The following is a 19,191-nucleotide window of genomic DNA, read 5'->3' as shown; positions in this document are numbered from 1 at the left end:
ACATTCTTATTTAATATGTTGTTATATCAACGGTTGTTGTATCATTACTTTGGAGGTGCTTCATTTGAAATTATCTTTTCATGATTACATAAGCATCTTTGTTCATCAGACAGATTTAACCCTTACAAACCACATTAAAAACAGATTAGCTCCTTACAATCTCGCTCCAGAACAAAATTTGATTATGATGCTTCTCTGGGAAAAAGATGGTCTAAATCAAAGTGAAATTGCCGAAGAACTAAATAAAGAAAAATCCAACATTGCTCGTATGATTTTTAATCTTGAGCAGAAAGGATTTATTTGGAGAGAAAGCATTAAAAATGATCGGCGTTCCTTAAGGGTTTATCTTACTGATGAAGGAAAAAAGCTTGGCAATCATGTGATTCCTCTCACTGAAGAATTTAATGAGCTGGTATGCCAGGGAATTTCGAATGAAGAACTTATGGAAGTTAGGAGAATTCTTTCGAAGATGTGCGCCAATGTCCAATAGAACACAAGGTACCTTTTCGTCCAATAGTTGATACAACAACCTATCTTAAATCAAACAACTAGGGGATAGTAAAATGGCTAACAAAGTTCTTTTTATCAAAGCAAATTCTCGTCCAATTGAGCAAGCTGTCAGCGTAAAACTGTATTATGCTTTTCTTGAAAGCTATAAAGAATCTCATCCAGAAGACGAAGTAACTGAGCTAGATTTATTCGCAGAAAACCTTCCATATTATGATCCAGATATGATAAATGGCATGTTCAAGCTCGGAAAAGGACTAGACCTTACTCCGGAAGAAAAGAAAGCAGCTGACATCGTTACGAAGTATCTGGATCAATTCCTTGCGGCTGATAAGGTTGTGTTCGCATTCCCGCTATGGAACATGACAATTCCAGCTGTACTGCATACGTATGTTGATTACTTAAACCAGGCAGGTAAAACATTCAAATACACACCAGAAGGAGCCGTTGGCTTGGTTACTGACAAGAAAATAGCTTTCCTAAATGCTAGAGGCGGTGTGTATTCTGAAGAACCAGCTTCTTCTTTTGAGATGGCAGTGAATTACATGACGAACATGTTCTCATTCTTCGGGGTAACGGATTTCACAAAGGTTATCGTAGAAGGACATGCTCAGACCCCTGATAAAGCAGAAGAGATTATCGAAGAAGGAATCCGCAGAGCTGCTACCGCAGCAAACCATTTCTAATTTGCTGCAAAGCGTACAAGATACATTCATAACAAAGGAGTTGTTAAATATGTACGATATTGCCATTATAGGAGCTGGTCCTGCTGGAGCGAGCGCTGCGTTGTTTGCTGCAAAAGCAGGAAAGAAAACGTTGGTGCTTGATTCGGATAAGAGTATGACAAAGCGGGCATGGATTGAAAATCATTATGGGGTAACGGAAATCTCTGGACCTGATTTAATCGAAGTAGGAAAAAAACAGGCAGGTAAATTCGGTGCTGAAATTGTTGAAGATAAGGTAACCAATATCGTCAAAACGGATACCGGATTTCAAATTGAAGTAGAACAAGGTTCATTTGAAGCACAGCATGTCATCCTTGCCACAGGTGCTCTTATTGACCTGGCGGAAACAGTAGGTCTAAAAACGAAACCTGGAACAGAACCTCGAATTAAAACAGTGTTGGATATAGACTCAGCTGGTAAAACAAACATCGATGGTATTTGGGCAGCGGGAACCGTGGCTGGCGTAAGTGTTCACAGCATCATTACAGCAGGAGACGGTGCTAAGGTAGCGATTAATGTCATCTCTGAAATAAATGGAGAACGCTACGTAGACCATGATGTACTAAAAGCATAATTTAATTTTACCCTTTACATTACAAAACGACTTTTTTCTAAAAAGCCGATCTGCAATCAGGTCGGCTTTCCTTATTCATCCACATTAATATTTATAGGCGTTTCAGGATACATGCAATTTTGAATTTTGGACATAATACTGGGAAATATCCCATCTTAAGGAGAAAAAAAATGATGAATCTTGGACTTTTAATTATACGTTTAGTTGTAGGCCTAACCTTTGCAGGGCACGGTACACAAAAATTGTTTGGATGGTTTGGAGGACATGGGTTGAAAGGTACCGCTGGATGGCTGGAATCCATTGGGGCGAAACCAGGTATGCTTATGGCAATCCTCGCTGGAGCAGGTGAACTTGTCGGAGGACTATTGCTTGCGGCAGGCGTTTTAACCCCCATTGGAGCCGCTCTTATCGTTATTACAATGCTGGTGTCCATTTTTACTGTTCATGGTAAAAATGGATATTGGGCAACAGAAGGTGGATTTGAGTACAATCTTGTTTTAATCGCTGTGGCAATTGGGGTAGCTTTGATTGGTCCTGGTTCTTATGTTCTTTTCTAATTAACGTCGTCTGATATCGATATATTGTTGGCTATTAAATAATAATTTTGGCTCGAAATATATGATTTTACTACAATAGAAAAAGCAGCGAACTTAGGCTGCTTTTTCTAAAAATAGTAAGTAAAGAAGGATTCCACAAAAAACATTCATTATAAAATGTAAATTTCATTTCGGAGATTACTTACCTAAGTGTTGATTGATTTGAGTAATTGCCTCTTCTGCATTTTCTTTGGATATGATTTTCGCACCAGAATCTATGCGTTTTTCTACAGTCTCTCCCTTAACCGCTTTAACAGCTGACTCCACTCCCAGGAAACCAATCATATAAGGATCCTGCGCCACCTCGGCAGTCAATCCGCCAGATTTAATAGAATTTAAACCCTCAGATGTCCCATCAAAACCAACAACCATAATTTTGCTATTCTTAGATTGAACCGCTCGTAAAGCACCTAACGCCATCTCCTCATTCGTAACGAATACAGCTTTAATATCCGGATTCGATTGAAGGATGTTTTCCATAGCGGACAATGCTTTAGCTCTATCGCTATCAGCTGATTGAACAATGTCTACATTTATACCTCCCGCTTTTAAGCCCTCCTCAGCTCCTTTAGTACGGTCATCATGTGTTTTATCACCTAAAGCACCCCGAATGATGGCAACCTTATCTCCCTTATGAAGTTTACTTGCCAAAAATTCACCTCCTTGTTTACCTGCAGCTAGATTCCCCGTGCCAACATACGTTACTTTATCCGGAAAATCAGCGTCTGAGTCGATAAGAACAACTGGAATATTTGATTGCTTTGCCTTTTCAAAAGATGTTAATACTGCTGTAGGTTGGCTTGGGGCTACAGCTATTGCATTTACCTTAGTTATAATTTGGTCTTCAATCATCGATACTTGCTTTTCTACATCTGTTTCAGCAGCAGGTCCGAGAACATTAACAACCGCCCCATACTTTTTGCCAGCGTCTTGAGCCCCACTTTGCACCAATTTCCAATACTCACTATTCGCGGCTTTTAAAACAACTCCCACTTTAATTTTCTCATTAGAAGCTGATTTACTGTCATTTGAATTGGAAGTTGATTGATTAGCACCTGCTTCACTTGAAGTACTTCCACAACCACTTAACAATACACCCAACCCTAAAATACTTGTCGCAAAAATAGCCCTTATTCTTTTCATTTTTTTATTCCTCCTCATTTTTTTAGGGTTAATTACTGACAGCAATTTATTGTATCCGCTTACATTAATGCACAAATAATTTCTTTAAATACGCCAGTGATTCCGTTGCATACGTGTAAATTTCCTCCATTGCAGGTAATCCTTTATCTGCTTGGAAAGGATTTGAACCAGGAGCACAACATTCAACAACAATCGGACCATCAAATTTAGCTTTTTCCACACCCAAAGCAAATTGTGTAAAATTGATATGACCTCTTCCTAATGCCTGTCGATTACTATCAGCAACGTGGAGAATCCCTAAATATTCTTTAACCTGCAGAAAAGGTGTTTCCATATCTCTTTCTTCAATATTCATGTGATAGGAGTCCAACAACGTTTTTACCTTAGGGTGACCTACTTCTTGTACAAATCGCGACGCATGTTCAGCTGTATTCACAATGCAGCTTTCATAACGGTTTAAAGGCTCAATAATCAGCATAACATCTAACTCACTTGCTGTTGTTGTCAGTTTCTGTACAGAGTCGACTGCCCATTTCCAATCTTCTCCTGGTCCCCCCAATAAAGCAGTCTTACCTACAGCAGAAGGACAAACGACAAGATATTTCCCTTCTACTTCTCTCACCGCCTCTATTTGTCGTTTGAAATAAGCGATTGCTTTTTGACGGTTATTACCATTAGGGTTGGCCAGGTCTTGCTCTTCATGAGGCCAGGATGTATCCCCAGTTAAACCCCCTATTTCTAACGACAATTCCTTAGAAAGCTGTAATAATTCCTTCCAGTTATATTCGTTAATTGCTGCACGTATTTCAATTGAATCATAGCCCGTTTGTGCTACAAATTCCATTACCCTTTTTATAGGTTGGTTTCCAAAAGTCCAACTACAAATAGAAAATTTCATAATAATGTCTCCTTTTTCTTAATTTTCAAATTACTTAAAGTAAACCGGTTAACTAAAAAATCTATTAATCACTTAATAATTGAATATAATAATTGAAATTTCATTCAATTATTACCTCTTCAGCTTGAGAATTCCAAGAATTAAATAGTAAACATGGACACATTAGGGTAACCGGTTACTTCAACATTTATATTAATCTATTCTGATACATCTTTCAACTATAATTTAAAATATTTTGAATCTTGTTTTTATATATTCGAAATTTATATGAACACCAGCTCATTTTGATATCTTCATGGTTGATTGGCGTATGACAAGCTCTGGTAATAAAACAACCCGCTGTGTTAATTTCCTTTTTCTTTCGATTTTCTGAGTTAATAAATCCACTACTTGGCGGCCAATTTCTTGAATCGGTTGTTGAACTGTTGATAAAGGGGGTTCCATAATTTGAGACATAACTGTATTATCAAAGCCTATTACTGATAAATCTTTGGGTATTGTTAAGCCGTGTTTTCGTGCTGCCCATATCGCACCAATAGCCAATGAATCATTTGCACCAAATATAGCAGTAGGGCGTCCAGGTAATTCAAGTAATTTCTTTGCAGCAACCTCTGCATACCCCATCGTTGGTTTAGGTTTGCATACAAGTATTAAACTTTCGTCGTACTCTACTCCTGCTTCAATAATGGCTTGTTTATATCCTCTTATACGTTCTTTGCTGCTCCTAGCTTCCTCAGCAATAAACCCAATTCTTTTGTGACCTAATGAGAGTAAATATTCAGTAACCTGATATCCCCCTAAATAATCATCAACTGTAACACTATCTACAGGAAGTTCAGATACATCTTGAGCCGCTATTAAGGCGACCGGAATTTTATCATTTTTAATTAAATCTTTGAGTAGTTTAACATTTTCAAATTTAGCGGCTATGATAAATCCATCAACACACTTTTGTTTTAAAAGTGATACGTATTTCGCTTCTCTTTCTATGTCTGTATCTGTACTGCACATTATTATATTAAACCCTAGTTCTTGAGCCCTATCTTCTATGCATCTTGCATATTCCGCAAAGATTGGGTTGGCGAGATCTGGAATAAGAAGTCCAATCGTATACGTGCATTTTCCGTTTAATGCAGTAGCAATCAAGCTAGGTTGATATTGAAGTTCTTTCATTACAGCTTGTACTTTCTTTTTTGTTCTTTCACTTATAGAACCGGTGTTATTAATAATTTTAGATACCGTAGCAGTTGAGACACCTGCTTTTTTGGCTACATCATATATCGTTATGCTCATTTTTAAACACTCTTTCATATTTTATTCTTTATAGCCTTTAAAGCATGAATTACCCTATAAATCCCTTTGCTTTTATACGAATGTTGTTACAGAACACACAGGGGAATATTTACACATATGAGGTAACCGGTTTACTCGATTTTATTATATTAATATCTACCAAAAAAATAAAGTCTTAATTTCGTTTTTTTCATAATATTAAAACACATTATTCTGTTTTAGTCCTCTTTTTCTTTTTTGTCTTTATGGAATCGATTGATAATGACGCTTTCCTTGAGCCCCTTCTATAATCGTTCAATGGGATTCAAGCTCGGGGAATATGGCGACAAGAAAATGAAGAAGAGCCGGCTTCGATTTTTCTCTAAAAAGGGCTGAATAAGCTTGGCTTGTATTGGGAGGGATTAATCAAATAACATGAACAACACATTGCTCAAGGTGAGAATGGAGATATTTAATCCTATGATCGTCATTAACCGAATGATTTGATTCTAGAACATCAAACTCACCAAGACCATTTTCAGTGATGAAAATCGGGAGTTGATATCGGCTGGTAATGCGTCGCAGTCCTACTCGTAAACCTATAGGATCGATAGCCCAATCCCAATTTGAAGCTTCTAAGTTAGGATTACGCATAGTTTTATACAATCCCGGTATCCCTGTTTCTTCACCACTGCCTTTTTTTCCGGTCCTATTGAACCTCCCCTCTGCCACACCACCAACTGGATTAAATTCGTAGGTAATGGTTTGATAATAATTGACACCTATAAAATCCGGTTTTCCTTTTTGAAGTAATTCAAGGTCACCTTTCTGTATGGTAGGTGCTAGTCCTTGTTCCAATAAATACCGGTATGGAATTTCCGGATATTTTCCCCAAGAGTAGACATCAAGCCACCAGTTGTTCGTAAATTCTTCGGCATTTTCATAAGCCAATATATCCTTTGGATCACTGGTTAAAGGATACGCTGGGGAATAAGCAAAGCTGGGTCCAAATTTCCCACCTGGTACGTATTTCCTGAATGATTCAATCGCTTTTGCGTTTGCTAAAAAAGCAATATGATTAGCTTCATAAAATCTTTTTCGGTTTGTTACACCCGGTGGGTGCATAGCTGTGATAAAACCATGATGCGTGTTATAATTTTGTTCATTTAAGGATATCCAGTATTTAACACGATCCCCAAATCGCTTATATAAAGTTATACAATAGTTGTTGAAGTCTTCAATAATTTGTCTGGATTCCCATGCCCCATATTCCTCCATTAAAGAGTATGGGACATCCCAATGGTAAAGAGTTAAAACGGGCTCAATATGATGAGCTAATAACTCATTGATAAGATTATCATAAAACTGTAACCCCGCCTCATTAATTTCGCCCTTTCCTTTTGGATAGATTCTGGGCCAACTAACAGAAAATCGATATGCCTTTAAACCCATTTGCGCCATTAAAGCAATATCTTCTTTATAACGGTGGTAATGATCTACCGCTACATCCCCATTCGATCCCTTAAATGTTTTACCGGGAATTTTAGTAAACACATCCCAAACGGAAGGTCCCTTTCCATCCTCATCCCAAGCACCTTCTACCTGATATGCTGCCGATGCTGATCCCCACAGAAAATTTGTCGGAAATGATTTTAACTCTTTATGAACCATACCTTTCACTCCTTTATTATCTTTATTTCCATTGTGTTGATAAACTTTACCTAATTAACCTAATTAATGAGACAAAAGAGTTAGTCATCATTCGTACATCCAACCACCATTACATTATCAATTCCCCAATAGTCAAACTGGTTATCTACATAAACCTTGAAAACAAGATAATCATTAAAAAATTTAAAACTTCCTCTTGATCAACGCCATTTTTAAATTCCTTTGCATATTGGTCGGTATTAGAGATATCTTGAAATAACTGTATATAACCATCTTTAAAATTAGGATTTTCAATATTTCCTACCTATTGACTTGTGCTTGTTACATCCGTTTTATAATGAATATAGTTAATTTTTTTATCCGACTTGAATATAAGACATTTTCAATTTATACGTTTACAGATACGGGAATTTTTCTGGAATGTTAAATCAAATAAGGAACCTAAAATTTAGGTTCCTTAGAGGTTTTTAATTTTGGAATAAATCGCATAATTAGAGGGATAATTATTAATTGATGTTAGCTTTTTCAGGGATAAAACGTTGCATCGACAACAGCATAATTGTCCTTAAACAAGCATCGCTTCTTCCATGCAATTCATACCATATCTTCCCATCATACGTCCAGCTAGCATCAACATACATCGGGTTTCCCGTTTGACTTGCTCGAAATTGCCCTTTTATGACACCAGGAACAGGATTGAACCCCTTTGGAATAACTACAATTACTTCTCTAGCTACACGAATGCCATCATTAGGTGCATGCCCGATAGCGGTTATATCCCAGTTTCCATTTTTCCATGTAAGCATCATTTTATCGTCAAAGGATTGGGCTTTTACACCGTGAAGTTCTACAATTCCCGAGGGCTTTTTAAGCATTTGTATTTCAATCGGATATTTAGAAGCAGGCTTTTCCCCTGCCGTCATTGTGACAATCCAATCAGCCATGGACTGTGTTCCACATGTCCCGGTAAAAACATCAAATGAATAGTTGTTCTTATTAAATTTGGCATTGAGTAGATATAATGATCCCTTTACAGGATCAGGCAGTGGCAAATGCGTCGGAACATATATAGGAATTTTAACTTTTGAAAACCCTTTTACTTTAAAAACTTCAGGTATTTCTGTTTGCCCCTCACTATTTGATTGCCCCTTACTCTTAATGACGTAGTTTGCAGCAAATACACCCCTAGCCCAAACAATAAGCAGAATAGAAGCGAAAACCAACAGGAACTACTTTTTCATAATGGAAGTCCCCTTTACCTTTTCTTTATTTTTATTCTGCTCCATATGAGGGTAGGACAAGCAGTTTTATTTTTACAATTGAAATCAGTCCAAGCGTTGAGCAAACGAAAAATATGGATAACAATAAAAACCATGTATTACTTCACTACGATTCCCATCGTACATAGTTTCAAAAACTTTACTATCCAATAAATTGTGTCAATAGCTGGTTAAACTTGTCGCGTTCTTCCCAGAAAGGGCCGTGACCGCTGTATTGAAACGGGACAAGCTGTGAATTTCTTATTTTTTTATTTAATTCCTGAGCTTGTGAAAATGGAATCACTTTGTCATGAATGCCATGAATAATTAAAGTAGGGACAACTATTTTATGAAGATCAGGATACATCTTCTCATCTCTTAGTGAGACGATTATGGCCGCAGTCGACCAACCTGCTGCCTGTAATCCCAGTTGAAAGAACCACTCCGAGAATGGGCCGGTTATATACTGGAAGAAAAAGGTGTCCGTTACTCCCTGCATCATTTTAGGGCGGTCATTAGACGTTTCAGTAAGGAGTTTATTTGCAGTTTCTATTGTAAAACCAGTGGGAGCTGCAGCGTCTATAAGGACAAGTTTAGATACTCCGCAGCCATTATATCGAGCAATATAACGAATCGCGATCGCTCCCCCTGTGGAGTGACCCGCGAGCGTGAAGTTTTCTAATTGAAGTGCACCAACTACAGTACGGATATCATCTGCCAATCTGTCATAATTGTAGCCACTCACTGGTTTATCTGAATTGCCGAAGCCTCTCCAGTCAATGCCGATACATCGATATCCCATTGCAGGAAGAACATCAAACTGATATTCAAACTGCTTATGGTTTAACGGCCAACCATGTATAAACAGTATTGTCTTGTTGCCAACCGGGTTTACATCTTCTACATATATTCTTACACCCGGTTCGACAGTAACAAAGTATCCCATGGTGATTCCTCCGTTTAATAAAATTCTCATCAGCAACAAGATACTCACTTGGGCAAACATAGGTGAATACCTATCCTTGTTTGTAGCAGAAAGGATCATTTCAATGAAGGTTATCATTGAACGTGCATGCGGAATGGATATCCATAAGGACAGCATTACTGCTTGTATTTTGACACCATAAGGAAAGGAGATTCAAACGTTTTCTACGAAGCATTTGGACAATAAAACACATAGCGGTTTTGATTAAAAATCACTTAATAGCATCAATTAATTCATCTTTTAATTTCACGAGCAGTTCTTTAGTAGTGTTATCCGTCAGATTTCCTTCCTTATCAAACTTTTCATGTGCGTTTCCTACCTGCACAATGGGTCTATTTAACACGTTCATATTTAAAGCAAACATAACATCTCGCAGATGACTCTGTGATACCCCAACTCCAATTACAGCAGCACCGATAAGAGCAACAGGTTTCCCTGCTAATTCTGTTTGTAACGAACGGCGTGATAACCATTCTATTGCATTTTTAAGCACGGCTGTATATGACAAATTATACTCAGGCGAGCTAATAACCAAAGCATCAGCAGAATCCAATAATTCTTTAAGTTTTAAAACTGTTGCTGGATAGGGCTGTTCTCGGTCTTCATTAAAAAACGGGATTTCTGAAATATCCCCTAATGTAAACTTGATATTATCTGGCAGTTCCTGCTCAAATGCACGTAATAGTCCAAGGTTACAGGAAGATTTACGTAAACTCCCACATATTCCAACAATGTGAAATTCTGATTTTAATGATTGCAATTTTGAACTCTCCTTTTAAAAAACATCCAACTTGAAAAGGGATAACCGAAATGGCAACCCTTTTTTTCTAGACATTTTTTCAAATAGTTAGCCTTTTTTTAAAACAAACAAATTCGTCAACTGGCGAATTACATCTCCTCTGCTTATGACGCCAACGAGTTCTCCATTCTTACTAATCACGGGTATTTTTTTGAAATGATGTTTGGAAAGAATGTCGATGGCTTTTTCAAGGGGATCATCTGTTGAAACCGCATATAAATTCTTTTTCTTCATAACCTGACTTACCGAACACTCTAATTTTTCCTTTACGGAACGATCCAATGTTTCTGAGGCGGTCGTTACAATGTAAGCAAAAAAATCATACGAACGGCTAGCATTAGGTTTGAGGAATCGTATCACGTCGCCATCGCTAACCATACCGATTAATTTCTGATTGCTGTCTATAACAGATTAATGAGCGGAACCGGCCTGGTCAACATGTTTCACATGTTGACGGTTGAGCATTACAAACATAACGGATAGTAGTACAAATCCGGCCCCTACGATAAAAGGAACATGAGGATTGTACCATTCTGCTAATTTCCCTGCGAAGAAGGGGGCTATGGCTGCGCCAAGAAAACGCAGAAAGCTGTAAGCGGCAGATGCAGTGGAACGCTCAATCGGAGCCGCATTCATAACGCCGGTTGTAATCAATGTGTTGTTATTTCCCAGTAATGCACCTGAAAAAATAACAGATGTAATGAGTACCCATTGTGTATTCGTCCAAATACCCATCACCAGCAGTGTCAGGCCAAACAGGACTAACATAACGGACATGGATTTAACCGTCCCAAAACTTTGTTGGAGCCTCGGAGCCATGAAAACAGACGTTATGGCTAGCAGTATGCCCCAGCCAAGGAACACATACCCGAGACCATGCTCATCCAATCCCATAACGAATGGAGCATATGCCATTAGGGTGAAGAAACCAAAGTTGTACAGGCAAGCGGTAACTCCAAAAACGACAAGCGAACGATGCTTCATAGCGCGAAACGGATCAATCAAGGAAGTCTTAGCTTTCGAAGACTGTGAGTTGTTTGATTTGGGCATCAACACAGTAATAGCGATAAATGCAACGACCATTAGCGAGGCTACCCCAAAAAAAGGGCCTCTCCATGAAATAGCCCCCAGTTCACCACCAATCAGCGGCCCTACCGAAATACCGAGCCCGATCGCCGCCTCATACAGAATAATTGCTTTTGTAACACCACTTTTTGACAAGGACACAATCGCAGTTAAAGCCGTTGCAACAAAAAGCGCATTGCCGAGTCCCCAGCCTCCACGCAGTCCGCCGAGTATCCAGATATTATTGGAAAGACCTCCAAGCCCTGAAAATACGGCAATGATAATGATGCCCATAAGCAACGTCCCTTTGACTCCAATTCTGGATGTAATCATGCCGGTAATCAGCATAGCTACAGCCATGACAGCGTTATAGGTGGTGAACAACAGGCTTACTTCACTGGGTGTTGCCTGCATTTTGTGGGCAATGGCCGGTAAAATGGGATCAACCAGGCCGATCCCCATAAACGCGATAATCCCGGCAAAAAAAACAGCCCATACGGAGCGGGGTTGCTGCAGAAGACCTGCCTCGTTTGGGACAGAATTTTTTGTTACGGCAGTTACTGCCGTATCCTCAGAAGAACGTGCCATGTTATCGCTCACTCCTAATCTGATTTATATTTGATTTTGGCTTCAAGAATCCGTTCGTACAGTTGGTGAAACTCTGTCTGAATGAGTGTCAGCTTCTCAAGCTTTTGATCAATGATTCTTAGTTGTTTTCCAACGGTTTGCTCCATCTCCGTAATCTTCTCCAATTTCAGCTCTATATCCTCAATCTGCCTGATCTCTAGACGCTGGTTGTTGATTTCCTCACTTATCGAAAGGAATTCCTGAAGTTCTGGCAATGAAAAGCCAAGCACATCACGTGCGTTAATAATTTTCTTAAGACGTTCAACATGTTGGTCGGAATACAAACGAAATCCACCCTCGCTCCTCTCAGGAGGGAAAAGCAAGCCAATTTCCTCGTAGTATCGAATCGTGCGCTTCGTTAATCCACATTGTTTGGCAACATCTTCAATTTTGTAAATTTTCATTTCATCTCCCTTCAATTGCTTAGACGTAACAAGGAATAAAATACCATATAACTAACATTTACGTCAACGTTAATTTTAAGACGAAGCCAATCCAAACTGTAATTTCCATAAGCACCTCGCCTCATTATTTACCGAACTAAACTCCCTCAGCTTAATAACAAAAGAAAAAGAGCCAAGTGTAATCACCCGACTCCTCTGTTCTACTTAGTGAGTTGTAACTGTATCTTGAGTAGTTGTTGAAGGAACTGTGAATATAAATCACTCAACTTTTTCAACAAGGTCGCCTACCGTAAGGACTTCTAAATTCATCTTCTTTGTAGTTCCGTTAAAATCAATGTCAATAAGCGTTTTCTTCTCACAAATTTCCTTGATTGTGCCTTCCCCAAACAGTTTATGATTAATTCGATCACCAACATTATAGTCTGCCAACATGCTCTTTTGTTCTAATTTATTAAAGAAATTCATCGTTGTAGTCTCCTTTGGTGTTAGACTATCCTTTAAATTCTGTTTAGTTTTAATTTACCCTCTTACAGCAGAAGAAAAACATAAACATAAAAAAGAAATCAACTAGGGTCAGATCAAAAGAGACGTTCCTACATAGTTGTAAGAACGCCTTCTTTTATTGATCTTCTTCTTTGTTCTCTTGGAAACGACTCTTTCTACTTAACAAAATGGAATTTATGATGTGTAATTCATTGTTTTCGCCTCAACTGTCCATCCAAACTTATCCTCGATTTTTCCACTCTGGATTCCTGTAATGGCATCATAAAGCCTTTTAGTTAGTTCACCTGTATTTCCGCCATGAATCAGCATCCTTTTATTCATCCAATTTAATTCTCCAATGGGGGATATAACAGCGGCTGTTCCTGTGCCAAATGCTTCTTCCAGTGTTCCGCTGTCATAAGCGGCATACAATTCCTCTATGGAAATCTTTCTCTCGCTAACAGGAACCCCCCAATCCTGTAACAATTTAATCACAGAGTCCCTTGTAACGCCGTCCAGAATGCTTCCATTCAACGCGGGGGTGAACACCTCACCGTTTATTTTGAAAAATACATTCATACTCCCCACTTCTTCTATGTACTTCTTTTCGATCCCATCTAACCATAGCACTTGAGTATATCCATTCTCTTTTGCTTCTACCTGTGCGTTTAAACTGGAAGCGTAGTTCCCGGCTGTTTTGGCAAATCCTGTTCCACCTTGTACAGCACGAACATATTTGCTTTCCACATTAATTTTAATCGGTTTAATTCCCTCTGGATAATAGGCGCCGACAGGTGAGAGGATTACGATAAAATGGTAATGGTTAGAGGGACGAACGCCGAGACAAGGCTCCGTTGCAATAATAAAGGGTCTAATATAAAGGGAGGTCCCTTCCTCATCAGGAATCCAATCCTTCTCTATGCTTACTAGTTCTTTTATAGCCTTAATGACAAAATCCCCGTCAATAGGCGGCATGCTAAGCCTTTGGTTAGATATATTAATTCTCTTCATATTTTTGTCAGGTCTGAATAAGAGGATTTGTTCATTCGCTGCCTTATAAGCTTTCAACCCTTCAAATACAGTTTGCCCATAATGAAAAACCATGGACGCAGGGTCAAGCATTAGGGGAGCATAAGGAACAATTCTCGGATCATGCCATCCTTTTTCGCCTGTATAATCCATTAAAAACATATGATCAGTGAAATACTGTCCAAATCCCAAATTGTTTTGGTCCGGCTTTTGTTTCGGTTCTTTTGTTTTTTCTATTGTAAGCTCATGCTCCATCTCTCTACACCTCTTCAATGCTTCATTTTGAAAAAATTAATTTTTTGAAAAATAGTTATTATATTTATATCATTTTTTTATCAATAAATAAAATAGTTACTTTCTACCTCATTAATAGGTATTGCCTATATGTTCTTAATTTCCTTAACTTCCTGTGCACCTCCCTTTTCTCCGCGAATATCCTGTTATTGTCTGATTAGAAGAGGAGGCTAAACGCATGTTACACGTCTACGGGCCATATATGCCTGTTCGAACCCTAGAAGAAATCGTTTTTTGGAAAACACAAGAGAGAGAACATACGGTAGTCATTCGTGCACTCACACAACTTGAGCCGGTTTACGTCCAGGCACTGGAAAAATGGGAAGGCTCCTTCACAGAAACGGAAAATACGGCCCGCCAGTACCTTCAGGCCGAACTTACATCCACACACCAGGCAAATCCATGGATTCATTCTACGATTCACCAGCTCATTTGTTTCAGCATTGAACAAAGCAGGCAGTTTATTCGATTTCTTGAAATGATGCTGCAAAACAGCCAGGCGGTAAAGGCAAATCCGACCGTTCAAGTTGTCATCCACCACATTATGAGAGAATCCGATTATTTTCTTGGAATTTTATACAGCTCAGAGCAGTAGCTCTTTGCAGGAAGTTTTTTTCTCCTCTTACGGATAATTATATGAGTAGCGCAAATCGGAGAGGAGAGGAAACAATGAGCATCGAAAGGGAATATCTGTCTTGCTGTATCGCAAACTTTCAGAGTACAAAAAGCCTGGGGGACAAAACAATCACTCGGTTGACCGATGAACAGTTGAACTGGTCCCCTGCAAGCGAGTCCAACAGCATTGCCACCATTATAAGGCATATGAGCGGGAACATGGTTTCCAGGTGGACTGATTTCTTAACGGCCGACGGCGAAAAACCGGATCGAAACCGGAACACCGAATTTGAGTCTGCAAATACAACCGCAGCCGATTTACTGCAAATGTGGGAGGATGGCTGGCGCACATTATTTGATACATTACAAAGTCTGACTGAGGCGAATGTGGAGAAAACAATATATATGAATGAAAATAAACAGGGCAGGCTTTTTAAAGCCGCCCTGTTTTGTTCTGTCAATAACCAAGTAAGTTCCAATAGCGTAAAAACAGTGGAAACAGGAAGCTTACAAAGCAGGTCGCAACAGGAACGAACCTTACTCCACCTCTCCATCCCTTATTGCTCCAATCCTTTATGGCAAGTGTAATCAACAAGGCTGTTAAGGGAACCGCCAGCAGCGGGAGTGTAAGAGGAATGTACAAAAGTGCCGTAGAAGCTCCCGCCATTACCTTCATTGCAATTACGACAAAAACAGGAATAAAGACAAGGTGGACGAGACAGTTCCACAGTGCGATTCTCCTCAGCAGCGAACTTTCCCCTCGTTTTCTTTGCACAAACAGAAGGATGGAAAGGATGAGAAATGCAGCCGTAAAGAAGATAGCAAGCCACTTATGAATTGTTATGTCTTCGTACCCTTCCACCTTTTTAAAATACGTCGCTTCCTCCGGCATTTGCAAATAAAGGACATTGTTTCTTTTGTCTGCGACAAAGGTTAAGCGATTTTGATTTCCTACGGTTTCCCTGTTCCTCTCTTCAAAAACAAGGGGAGTTATTTGACGAAACTGCCTGTGTTCCCCCATCAATTCTACCAGCAGCCCTCCGTCCTCAGCAGCAACTTTAAGCTGTACATAAGGCCGAAAGAAGTTTATCACTTTCCCGTACGTTGTTTCTGAATAACGAATATAGCGGTAGGTCCCTGTGAGCTGGGTGAGCTCTTCTGCGGGCGTCTTTACATATGCCTTTTGGCCTTTGTCAGCCTTTGAAGCAGGGTAGTGCGTATCAATGAAGCTTGTAATAAACTCACCTATCCCTTTCACATCCGCCGATGCCGTAATAAAGATTCCAAGCCGTTCTTTGGGCAGGAGCCACATGGTTGAATGGAAGGTGCCTATGTCACCGCCCTTTCGTATCACCTGTTTATTTTTATATGATACAGCCTCTGTTCCATAGGCAGTCATCCAGAAACGGACGCGCAGGGGGCTTACACGATACCTTCTTCCTTCGCTTTTTTTGTCACCTGCTTGCGGTTATGTACTTCCAGCTTGGAATAAATCGTGGATATATAACCTCTGTTCTTTCGGCGCCTTTACCAAAGTCTTCAATTCCTTCAGCTCTGCAACAATTCCTCTCGCCATTTCCGGCGGAATGAGCGTGCCGCCGTGGTGAATGAGCCGGATTCCGGCTGACAGGTCCTTTGGCTGAATCGCTTTCAGCAGATAGCCTTCTGCTCCAACACTAAGCGCCTCAATAACATAGGAAATTTCCTGGTAGGTTGTAAGAATAATGACTTTGATTTCCGGATAGAGCTTTTTGATATGCCCGGTTGCCACCACCCCATCCATCCCAGGCATATGAATATCCATCAGCACGATGTCCGGCTTCAGCTTCTGGCACATGGTAACACCCGCTCTTCCATCTCCCGCGGTTCCTATGACCTCTATGTCAGGCTCGGTATTTAGCAAAATGTGCAGCCCTTCCCTCACGAGCTCTTGATCTTCAACAATGACTACCTTTATCTTTTTCACGAGACCACCTCCCCTTTTATCGGGATCGAACATACTACCTTTGTTCCGCTTCCGGAAGAGGACGTAATTTCCAGTTTTCCCTGCAGCATCTCAAGCCTCTCTTTCATCGTTTTTAGACCGAAGCCCGTATGTATCGCTTCCGCTCCATGGCCATTATCATGCACCTCTAAAGCCAGCTCTTCATAATGAAAGGCGAGAATGACAGTGATTGCGGTCCCCTCTCCATGCCGCTTGGCATTCGTCAGCGCCTCCTGCAGGCAGCGAACGATGGTCAGCTTGCCATGCTGAGTAAGCCCGCGTTCTTCTCCTTGTATTTGAAAATGAACCCTGGTACCCGTATGTTTGGAAAATTCGTCTGTCATTTGCCGCAGGGCAATAGATAAAAGCAGTTCGTCCTCCCCTGGGGCAATCTGTTCGCCGTATTGTTAAAGAACAATTTAAAGCTGAGGGGAGCCGCATGAACGAATTCCTCCTCATCTCTTTTCGGGGTGCAGCAAAGCTTCCAGAACTCGCTGCACATCATACCCTACACCAAAATCAAACAATCGGGCTTCCTTCCCATTCACAGCCTTAATCAAATTTGTAATTAAGTCTTCCAGATGGTCTTTGCCCGGCAGCGGTATTTCTTCCATGTACTCCCCTGCCCTGCCTCCTTTCAGCCGATTCCAATCGATAAGGGATAGTGTTCCTTCCGTGCCGTACACCGTGAATGACACCTCTTCGTGTTTTGCAATCTGGCTGAGCCCATTTACCAGAATGGGGATGCCGCCCTGCACTTCCATTGTTGCGAGAAGCCCGATCTCACATAGCTCCACGTCTGAAGGATATTCGATTTGAGAGCGGACGTTTGTGATCGTTCCGAATAAGTATTCAATCAACTGGATGAAATGCGGGATGACTTCGCGTACAAAACCGCCCTGCTCCCGGCTTGAAATCCAGGCATTGTGCTGCCAGTCGCGCGGCCACCTGTGGAAGTGCGCTTGAACCTCCACTCTTCTAATTTTGCCAGTGTATCCTTCGAAAACGAGCCTCTCCAATTGCTTAAAAGCGCTGCGGTAATACGTTGGAAAATTCATTGCATGGACAACGCCGGCTTTTTTCGCCCCATCTCGCATTTCTTCCGCCTGTTTTAAAGAATTTGCAAGCGGCTTTTCACATAAAACCCCGTTTATCCGTACCGGACGCTTATTCACACTTAACCGCTGCCCTCGCACCTGAAATCCACAGGGAAATCGGAGTGGCAAGCTGCTCTTTTGAATCGTGTTCCCCTCCTGTTAGGGCTTTTATTGATTATATAATTTCATGGAACACTCTTAGGAAGGAAAAAACTGGCTTAACCCCTGCAAATAAATAGGTCCAGGGGTTATTTCTACTATCGCTCCTTATCCCACATAATTTGAGATTTCAATTAAGTTCTGATCCGGATCCCGGATGTATGCAGAGACAATTTTCCCGGTTGCTCCTGTTCTTTCTACAGGTCCCTCCTCAATGGAAATCCCCTCCTGTTCCAGGTGGCTCAGCACCTCAGCAAGCGGTGTTTCCGTTATAAAGCATAAATCAGCCGAGCCGGGGGTTGGATAAAGCGCCTTTGGTTCAAACTCTTTGCCTGCCTGATGGAGATTTATTTTCTGCCGCCCAAATTGAAGTGCTTTGCGCCCATTGCCGAACGTGACCATTTCCATTCCAAGTACGTTACAATAAAACCGGCATGTTGCTTCCATATTTTGAACCGTGAGCACAAAATGATCTAATCGATCGATATTCATCGTTTCTCCCTCTTCTTTCGCCTCTAAATTTTTTACGGCCTCTTTTTTACCTTTAGGAACCAGTAACAGGGGAAAATCCTCTTTGGTTCCAAAGACTTCTTCGCACCGAATTGCTTTGCCCGCTTCCCAGGCTCGCTTGTCTGAATCACTACAAACAGCAAATCCATTATGAGTATGTTTGCATAAGCTTGCCAGCTCAGAGTTCGTTTTGCCCTTGTAATGAATATCCTCGATTTCAAAGATCTGAAGAGTAGCTGTATTAGCTTCCAGCCAGCGCCCTTCCCCGTCTTTTAAACATACTGTATCGGGGAGGTTATTTATAAGTTCATAGAGTATAGTAATTCTATAAGTCATCCATTTCTGCTTTACTAGATTATTGTTTACTCGGTAAATCATAAGACCCCCCATAGAAGTTAAGAAAATATTTACATTATAGCTATCGTACCATTTTCTTATAAAAGAGAAGAGTCCCATTTTGAAAGAAAATTTATAATTATAAAACATATGTATAAC

General features: G+C 40.3%; 21 protein-coding genes and 3 pseudogenes. 6 read left to right on the top strand and 18 right to left on the bottom strand.

The genetic code is table 11. From position 1 onward, the window contains the following. Nucleotides 1-55: 55 nt before the first annotated feature. The 4 genes from MBEAL2_RS03645 to MBEAL2_RS03630 all read left to right on the top strand — a co-directional run bounded on the left by MBEAL2_RS03645 (nucleotide 56) and on the right by MBEAL2_RS03630 (nucleotide 2,363). On the top strand, nucleotides 56-490 hold the full coding sequence (locus MBEAL2_RS03645; protein ID WP_369405467.1) for a MarR family winged helix-turn-helix transcriptional regulator: 435 nt from the start codon (nucleotides 56-58) through the stop codon (nucleotides 488-490). 73 nt (nucleotides 491-563) lie between these two features. After that, nucleotides 564-1,193, top strand: a complete 630-nt coding sequence (locus MBEAL2_RS03640) for an FMN-dependent NADH-azoreductase (RefSeq protein WP_047150989.1) — start codon at nucleotides 564-566, stop codon at nucleotides 1,191-1,193. Between the two features lie 49 nt (nucleotides 1,194-1,242). Continuing rightward, nucleotides 1,243-1,806 carry an FAD-dependent oxidoreductase gene (locus MBEAL2_RS03635; protein ID WP_047150988.1) on the top strand — a complete coding sequence of 188 codons (564 nt, stop codon included), beginning with the start codon at nucleotides 1,243-1,245 and terminating at the stop codon, nucleotides 1,804-1,806. Nucleotides 1,807-1,976: 170 nt separating this feature from the next. Further along, nucleotides 1,977-2,363 (top strand): DoxX family protein, encoded by a 387-nt coding sequence (locus MBEAL2_RS03630; RefSeq protein ID WP_047150987.1) that lies wholly within the window; start codon nucleotides 1,977-1,979, stop codon nucleotides 2,361-2,363. A 177-nt stretch (nucleotides 2,364-2,540) separates the two neighbouring features. On the opposite strand, the gene MBEAL2_RS03625 is transcribed toward MBEAL2_RS03630, so the two are convergent. The 12 genes and pseudogenes from MBEAL2_RS03625 to MBEAL2_RS03570 form a co-directional block, all read right to left on the bottom strand. Continuing rightward, nucleotides 2,541-3,545 (bottom strand): sugar ABC transporter substrate-binding protein, encoded by a 1,005-nt coding sequence (locus MBEAL2_RS03625; RefSeq protein WP_047150986.1) that lies wholly within the window; start codon nucleotides 3,543-3,545, stop codon nucleotides 2,541-2,543. 64 nt (nucleotides 3,546-3,609) lie between these two features. Further along, entirely contained in the window at nucleotides 3,610-4,443 is an 834-nt protein-coding gene (locus MBEAL2_RS03620; protein WP_047150985.1) for a sugar phosphate isomerase/epimerase family protein, read from the bottom strand. Nucleotides 4,444-4,722: 279 nt separating this feature from the next. Further along, a complete protein-coding gene (locus MBEAL2_RS03615) occupies nucleotides 4,723-5,736 on the bottom strand; it encodes a LacI family DNA-binding transcriptional regulator (RefSeq protein WP_047150984.1) in 1,014 nt (337 codons plus the stop codon). 423 nt (nucleotides 5,737-6,159) lie between these two features. Beyond that, nucleotides 6,160-7,386: pseudogene (locus MBEAL2_RS03610) on the bottom strand (glycoside hydrolase family 1 protein); the annotation flags it as partial. A 506-nt stretch (nucleotides 7,387-7,892) separates the two neighbouring features. Beyond that, nucleotides 7,893-8,609: a hypothetical protein gene (locus MBEAL2_RS03605; protein WP_047150983.1), complete on the bottom strand. Its 717-nt coding sequence runs from the start codon at nucleotides 8,607-8,609 to the stop codon at nucleotides 7,893-7,895. A gap of 199 nt (nucleotides 8,610-8,808) precedes the next feature. Continuing rightward, complete coding sequence (locus MBEAL2_RS03600; protein ID WP_047150982.1) at nucleotides 8,809-9,591, bottom strand: alpha/beta fold hydrolase; 783 nt, start codon at nucleotides 9,589-9,591, stop codon at nucleotides 8,809-8,811. Nucleotides 9,592-9,841: 250 nt separating this feature from the next. Continuing rightward, nucleotides 9,842-10,390: an NADPH-dependent FMN reductase gene (locus tag MBEAL2_RS03595; protein WP_082129737.1), complete on the bottom strand. Its 549-nt coding sequence runs from the start codon at nucleotides 10,388-10,390 to the stop codon at nucleotides 9,842-9,844. Nucleotides 10,391-10,477: 87 nt separating this feature from the next. Further along, the gene (locus MBEAL2_RS03590) at nucleotides 10,478-10,807 is read right to left on the bottom strand and encodes a CBS domain-containing protein (RefSeq protein WP_052947417.1); all 330 of its coding nucleotides are present in this window, start codon (nucleotides 10,805-10,807) and stop codon (nucleotides 10,478-10,480) included. Nucleotides 10,808-10,840: 33 nt separating this feature from the next. Next, on the bottom strand, nucleotides 10,841-12,082 hold the full coding sequence (locus MBEAL2_RS03585) for an MFS transporter (protein WP_047150981.1): 1,242 nt from the start codon (nucleotides 12,080-12,082) through the stop codon (nucleotides 10,841-10,843). A gap of 14 nt (nucleotides 12,083-12,096) precedes the next feature. Continuing rightward, the gene (locus tag MBEAL2_RS03580) at nucleotides 12,097-12,525 is read right to left on the bottom strand and encodes a MerR family transcriptional regulator (protein ID WP_047150980.1); all 429 of its coding nucleotides are present in this window, start codon (nucleotides 12,523-12,525) and stop codon (nucleotides 12,097-12,099) included. 258 nt (nucleotides 12,526-12,783) lie between these two features. Continuing rightward, nucleotides 12,784-12,990, bottom strand: a complete 207-nt coding sequence (locus MBEAL2_RS03575; protein WP_047150979.1) for a hypothetical protein — start codon at nucleotides 12,988-12,990, stop codon at nucleotides 12,784-12,786. Between the two features lie 213 nt (nucleotides 12,991-13,203). Beyond that, nucleotides 13,204-14,292 carry a branched-chain amino acid aminotransferase gene (locus MBEAL2_RS03570; RefSeq protein WP_047150978.1) on the bottom strand — a complete coding sequence of 363 codons (1,089 nt, stop codon included), beginning with the start codon at nucleotides 14,290-14,292 and terminating at the stop codon, nucleotides 13,204-13,206. 217 nt (nucleotides 14,293-14,509) lie between these two features. On the opposite strand from MBEAL2_RS03570, the gene MBEAL2_RS03565 reads away from it, so the two are divergent. Continuing rightward, complete coding sequence (locus tag MBEAL2_RS03565; protein ID WP_047150977.1) at nucleotides 14,510-14,926, top strand: DUF2935 domain-containing protein; 417 nt, start codon at nucleotides 14,510-14,512, stop codon at nucleotides 14,924-14,926. Nucleotides 14,927-14,967: 41 nt separating this feature from the next. Then, nucleotides 14,968-15,351 (top strand): annotated as a pseudogene (locus tag MBEAL2_RS33915) (DUF1572 family protein); the annotation flags it as partial. 52 nt (nucleotides 15,352-15,403) lie between these two features. Here MBEAL2_RS33915 and MBEAL2_RS32615 read toward each other — a convergent pair. From MBEAL2_RS32615 to MBEAL2_RS32605, 6 genes and pseudogenes are all read right to left on the bottom strand, one after another. Then, nucleotides 15,404-16,345: a hypothetical protein gene (locus MBEAL2_RS32615; protein ID WP_047150976.1), complete on the bottom strand. Its 942-nt coding sequence runs from the start codon at nucleotides 16,343-16,345 to the stop codon at nucleotides 15,404-15,406. A 69-nt stretch (nucleotides 16,346-16,414) separates the two neighbouring features. Beyond that, on the bottom strand, nucleotides 16,415-16,912 hold the full coding sequence (locus MBEAL2_RS03555) for a response regulator (RefSeq protein ID WP_052947416.1): 498 nt from the start codon (nucleotides 16,910-16,912) through the stop codon (nucleotides 16,415-16,417). Next, nucleotides 16,909-17,274: a sensor histidine kinase gene (locus tag MBEAL2_RS03550; RefSeq protein ID WP_047150975.1), complete on the bottom strand. Its 366-nt coding sequence runs from the start codon at nucleotides 17,272-17,274 to the stop codon at nucleotides 16,909-16,911. Before MBEAL2_RS03550 ends, MBEAL2_RS03555 begins: the two co-directional genes overlap by 4 nt. A 111-nt stretch (nucleotides 17,275-17,385) precedes the next feature. Continuing rightward, a complete protein-coding gene (locus MBEAL2_RS03545) occupies nucleotides 17,386-18,105 on the bottom strand; it encodes a Gfo/Idh/MocA family protein (RefSeq protein WP_152667683.1) in 720 nt (239 codons plus the stop codon). Nucleotides 18,106-18,294: 189 nt separating this feature from the next. Next, nucleotides 18,295-18,678, bottom strand: coding sequence for a VOC family protein (locus MBEAL2_RS32610; protein ID WP_047151169.1), 384 nt, complete (start codon nucleotides 18,676-18,678; stop codon nucleotides 18,295-18,297). 102 nt (nucleotides 18,679-18,780) lie between these two features. Beyond that, nucleotides 18,781-19,032 (bottom strand): annotated as a pseudogene (locus MBEAL2_RS32605) (PAS domain-containing protein); the annotation flags it as partial. Nucleotides 19,033-19,191 lie beyond the last annotated feature (159 nt).

The sequence above is a fragment of the Aneurinibacillus tyrosinisolvens genome (genome assembly GCF_001015055.1).
Classification (GTDB): domain Bacteria; phylum Bacillota; class Bacilli; order Aneurinibacillales; family Aneurinibacillaceae; genus Aneurinibacillus_A; species Aneurinibacillus_A tyrosinisolvens.
Note: the sequence above shows the minus strand (reverse complement) of the source record. Positions and strands in the feature narration are given on the sequence as shown.